Annotated in this window: 9 protein-coding genes; all 9 read right to left on the bottom strand. The window is 72.0% G+C overall.

Going from position 1 to position 4,417, the window contains the following annotated elements; translation table 11 throughout:
• The coding region (locus FOE67_RS17880) for a hypothetical protein (protein ID WP_182665493.1) at positions 1-298 on the bottom strand (298 nt) is incomplete at its 3' end.
• A complete protein-coding gene (locus tag FOE67_RS17875) occupies positions 295-633 on the bottom strand; it encodes a hypothetical protein (protein WP_182665491.1) in 339 nt (112 codons plus the stop codon). The genes FOE67_RS17875 and FOE67_RS17880, both read right to left, overlap by 4 nt.
• A gap of 140 nt (positions 634-773) precedes the next feature.
• Positions 774-1,475 carry a hypothetical protein gene (locus tag FOE67_RS30110; RefSeq protein WP_182665488.1) on the bottom strand — a complete coding sequence of 234 codons (702 nt, stop codon included), beginning with the start codon at positions 1,473-1,475 and terminating at the stop codon, positions 774-776.
• A gap of 141 nt (positions 1,476-1,616) precedes the next feature.
• Complete coding sequence (locus tag FOE67_RS17865; RefSeq protein ID WP_182665486.1) at positions 1,617-2,309, bottom strand: hypothetical protein; 693 nt, start codon at positions 2,307-2,309, stop codon at positions 1,617-1,619.
• Between the two features lie 38 nt (positions 2,310-2,347).
• Positions 2,348-3,010, bottom strand: coding sequence for a hypothetical protein (locus tag FOE67_RS17860; protein ID WP_182665485.1), 663 nt, complete (start codon positions 3,008-3,010; stop codon positions 2,348-2,350).
• On the bottom strand, positions 2,997-3,308 hold the full coding sequence (locus FOE67_RS17855; protein ID WP_182665483.1) for a hypothetical protein: 312 nt from the start codon (positions 3,306-3,308) through the stop codon (positions 2,997-2,999). Before FOE67_RS17855 ends, FOE67_RS17860 begins: the two co-directional genes overlap by 14 nt.
• Positions 3,309-3,352: 44 nt before the next feature.
• Positions 3,353-3,772, bottom strand: a complete 420-nt coding sequence (locus FOE67_RS17850) for a hypothetical protein (RefSeq protein WP_182665481.1) — start codon at positions 3,770-3,772, stop codon at positions 3,353-3,355.
• Positions 3,772-4,041: a hypothetical protein gene (locus tag FOE67_RS17845; RefSeq protein ID WP_182665479.1), complete on the bottom strand. Its 270-nt coding sequence runs from the start codon at positions 4,039-4,041 to the stop codon at positions 3,772-3,774. The genes FOE67_RS17850 and FOE67_RS17845 overlap by 1 nt, the downstream gene beginning before the upstream one ends.
• Positions 4,038-4,417: hypothetical protein (locus tag FOE67_RS17840; protein WP_228474001.1), on the bottom strand; the 380-nt coding region annotated here is incomplete at its 5' end. The genes FOE67_RS17845 and FOE67_RS17840, both read right to left, overlap by 4 nt.

The following is a 4,417-nucleotide window of genomic DNA, read 5'->3' as shown; positions in this document are numbered from 1 at the left end:
GACAGGTGTGGGGTGTGGGGTCGTCCTCCTGGTCGTCACCGTCACCGGCCTCGCGGGCGGTTGAGGTGGCGTGGCCGCGGGCGCGGGCGGCGCGTGCCTCCAGCTCCGCACGGGCGTCTCCCCACGCGATCGCCACGGCGGCCTCCCAGTGGATCCGGTCGGGAGACGTCCCGGCAGGGAAGTGCTTCGCGATCTCCTTCTCCACCACGGGGATGCGGGGGTCGCCACGGCGGATGAGGGTGCGGGCGCGCAGGTGCACGCCGGCCTCGCCGATCCCACCCGGGTCGAGGCCGGTCACGGGAGGGGGGTGACGTCGACGCGGGTGATCCGGCCGGTGGGCAGGAGCATCATCCCGCCGTCCCCGGTCTCGAACGCAGCGAACCTCGGTGCGGTGGGCAGGAGCACGGTGTGCTGCTCATCGAGGGCGACGGGCTCCATGCGCTGCTCCAGCTTCGTCGCGAGCCACTCCTCGAGGTTCTGCTCGTCGCTGGGGTGGGTGGTGACGTCGAGGGTCTGCGGGCCGGTGTCGGTGTGGAAGACGACCTTCCACCGCTGCTCGCCCTGCTCCTGGTCGTCGTCGCCGCGGTGCTCGGGAGCGTCATCGGCGGGGGTGGTGGTGTGCTGGTCGGGCACGACTCCTCCTGCTGCTGCGCGGGGAACGGGTCGGGCCCGCCCTGGCCGGCTGCGACGGCGCGGGGCGGGCCCGACTGGTGCCGGCCCACCGATGGTGGCCCCAGGGTGCCGGAGACCCCATGGTAGGCCCGGGCGGGGGTTCAGCGGATGGTGCCGGTCCACCACACGGTGTCGGAGTCGTTCACAGCGATGGAGTAGGTGAGTTCCTGTCCGCCGTCCAGGGCGCAGGTGGGGGCCCAGGTGACCTCCCCGCCGGCGGGGACGAGGTTCGGCCACTCTGTGGTGATGCCTTCCCACAGTTCGTACTCGGTGACCTGGCCGTCGACGGTGCACTCCTGGTACACGGCGTCGAGGGTGATGGGCTGGTCGCCGGGGTTCGTGGCGGTGATGGTGAGCAGGGCGTACTCCTCGTCGCCGTCCGCCCCGAACCCGCCGTCGACCTCGTCGTTGGGGACCACGAGCCGGTCGAGGTCGACGGCGATGGCGAGGGTCAGGCCTTGGCTGGGGGTGATGGTGTGGGTGGCGCCGAGGTCGGCCACGGCCGCGCCGCCCGCGGTGCCTTCGGTTCCTCCGCTTCCGTCGTCTCCAGCGGTGTCGCCTTCGCTGCTGCCGGTGTCGCCGGTGCCGCCGTCGCTGGCGCCTCCGGTGGTGGGGGGTGCGGTGGGGTCCTGCCCGCCGGCGCCCCCGCTGCTGCCGCCGTCGGCCCCGTCGTCTCCGTCGCCGTTGTCTCCGCTGCCGCAGGCTGCGAGGGCGAGGATCAGGGCGGCGGTGCCTGCGGCCAGGGCGCGGCCCCGACGGACGCGGGCGGGGGCGTGGGGGGTGTGGATGCTGGTGGTGCGCATGGTGGTCTCCGATCGTGTGGTTTGGTGACCGAACGTAGACGGCCCCGCCGTGTGGCGGGGCCGGTGTGACGGGGCTGTGACCCGGGCAGCGGGTCTACTGGCGGGTAGGTCTTGCCCGCCGGTGGGCGGGCCCCACTTCTACTAGCGGGTAACGAGGTTGAGGGGGGCCGCTCGGCCCAGCGAGGCGTCCCAGGCGCCGGGCCAGCGCCATCCGTGGACCGCGCGCCGGGCCCGGTACATGGCCCCGATGACCCGCAGGTGCTCATCCCCATCCGGCACGGGGTTTGTGGACGCCTCGTCCCAGCGCCGACGGTAGTAGTCATCCGCCCTGCGGTACGCGAAGTTTGCGCGAGCGGCAGGGAGTTCACCGCCGGTGGTGCTCGCGTACACCTCCCCGCGCAGATCGCGGTAGAGCTTCCGCAGCCTCGGGCGCTGCTCGACGTCGGCGAGTGCGCCCAGTGCGGTGATCAGGGCTTCGCGGCCTTCGGTCAGGTCCTCGGCCAGGTTCTCGGGGAGCTGGTCGGTGTGGCGGGCGATGGCGGCGTGGCGAGCGCGCCGGGCCACGTGAGCTTCCCAGTCGGCGTGTGCGATTTGGGCGGACAGGTTGAGTTCCTCAAGGTGCTCGCGTTCGGGGTTGTCCTCCGGGCCGTCGGCGAGGGCGAACCGGGGACGTGCGGGTGCGGGAAGCCGGGTGTCGGCGAGAGCGGCCATGCGGGTCCGGTGGACGTGGGCGGCGTACTCGTGCTCAGGGCTGCCCGGGGAGGTGAAGTAGGCGAGCGGGTCCGTGGGCCGGTGGGCGTGCGGCTGCTCGTCTGCTGGTGGGTTGTGGGCCATCGGGGGTTCCTCTCGGGCGGGTTGTGCTGGCGGGCGGCTCATCGTTTCCCCCGTCGGGGTGGCCCGTAGGGGGATTGCCAGGCCGGGCGGCTGTCCGTGCGGCGCGGACCGGTGGGAGGGTGCCGCGGGCCGGTGGGGGTGTCGAGTGCGCGCGTGAGGGCGTGCGGGAGATCCGCGAGATCGGGGACGTGTTCGGCGGCCTCGGCTTCGGTCTGTGTCAGGGTGGCGAGCATTCGGGCGGTGGCATCCACAGCCTCGGGGTGATCGTCTCCCAGCAATCCGTACGGGTGGCGGTGCATCTCCCGCGCGATGGTGCGCAGTTCCTCCGGTGGCCGGTTCTCCTCGCCCTCCAGCAGGCGGTGATAGGCGACCTCGTGGATATCGACCCGTGCCCAGCACCCCCGTGCCTCGGCCGCGACCTCGTCCAGGACCACCCGCGCCCGGTCTTCGGGTACTCCGATGGCCTGCGCCCGCCAGAAGTATTCGTCGTGGGCGGCGTGGGCGGTGCTGGCCCTGAGTATGCCGGGGTACAGAGTTCCGGCGATGTGACCGACGAGCACCGCTTCGAGGTCGGTTAGGGCGACGAACCGGCGAACGCGGTCCATGGCGTCGTCGAACTCATCGGCCAAGCCGAGACCCCTGACCACGGCTTCTGTCACGGCCACGGTGTGTGGGGTGGGGCCGGTGTCATCGGTGGCCATCGGGCACCTCCTTCAAGCGTTCGGCGAAGCGGTGGAAGTTCACGGCTGCTGCAGCGGCCGTGCCCGGCTTCGGCTCGACCTCATAAATCTCCCACTCCAGTACGGCGATGCGGGTGTAGTCCGGGCGCGGCCGGGCCGGCGCGGCGGGCTCGCGGGTGCGGAAGAGCAGGATGTCCTTGGTGCGGTCCCACACCGTGTAGATCAGGGGTGGGCGGCCTCGGTGGGGGACGAGGTACACCACGGCCAGGATGGGGGTCAGGGCGAGGGAGAGGAGGATGGGCAGGAGGTCAGCGCTCACGGGAGTCCCTTTCGCGGTGGTGCGGGCTGCGGTGTGGTGGTGGGTCAAAGGGCGGCCTCCCAGGCGTCGACCGCCTGCCGCACGAGCGTCGGGTCCCAGGCGGGCCCGCCGTGGGAGACGATCGGGTCGGCGCCGGCGCCGGTGGCCAGCTGGGCGAGTAGGTCGCAGGCGACCTGCCAGGGGGCCGCGTAGGTGTCGCTGTCCGAGCACAGCGACGTGACGTTCCGCCCGCCTCCGCTCTCAATGAGCTGCCAGCCGGCGTGCTGGTCCCAGGCGAGGTATACGCCGTGCGGCCAGTGCTCCTCGGAGACGACGCCCTCGGGCCAGTCGGACAGCACGGCGTCGAGCTGCTCGCCATCTGCGGTCTCGCAATGGACATAGCGGGGCTCGCAGTTGAGCACGGCGAGGGCGTGGGCGACAGAGTCGATGTACGGCTCGTGCGGAAGTTCTTCGCGGTCGGTCATCAGTGCCTCTGCTCGGGGTGGTTGTTGTCGGCGGTTGTGATGCGGCGCAGGATGCCCTCGTCCGCGCCCTGCTTGATCCGGGCGGCGTGCCGGGCCGCTGCGGCGGACTCTTGGGCGCGGATTCGCTGTGTGTCCCTGGTGCGCTTCCATGCCGCGGTGGTCAGCCGACGCCTGTGCCGGAGAGGGGAGACGAGGTCCCTGACGAAGGCGAAGATCAGCGCGAGGGCCACGGCGAGGGCGACGAAGAGGGGCAGGAGGTCGGGGCTCATGCGAGCTGCCATTGCTTGGCCTGCCAGCAGGGGGCGCAGTGGGTGACGGGGACGCCGTTGTAGACGATGTCCCGGCCGGGGGCGCCGGTGCCGGTGCAGATGCCGGGTGCGTCGGGGTGGGCGCCGCACAGGCAGTGGCAGGTGCCGAGGGCTTCCTCGGCTTCGCGTTCGGCACGCCACTGGTCGACGATCGCGGGGTTGCGGGCGGCCTCTTCGAGGAAGGGCCGGAGCTCGGTGTGAAGCGCCGTGAGGGTTTGGAGGTGGGTTCGGACGACGGGGATGAGGAGTTGGGCGAGGCGGTTGAAGGTGTGGGTGAGGGGCTGCTGGGCGGGGTCGTGTGCGCTCATGGTGTTCATCTTGCCGTGTGGGTGGTGGG

The sequence above is a fragment of the Streptomyces calidiresistens genome (assembly GCF_014141525.1).
Classification (GTDB): Bacteria; Actinomycetota; Actinomycetes; order Streptomycetales; family Streptomycetaceae; genus Streptomyces; species Streptomyces calidiresistens.
This window is presented reverse-complemented; position numbering and strand designations above follow the sequence as displayed.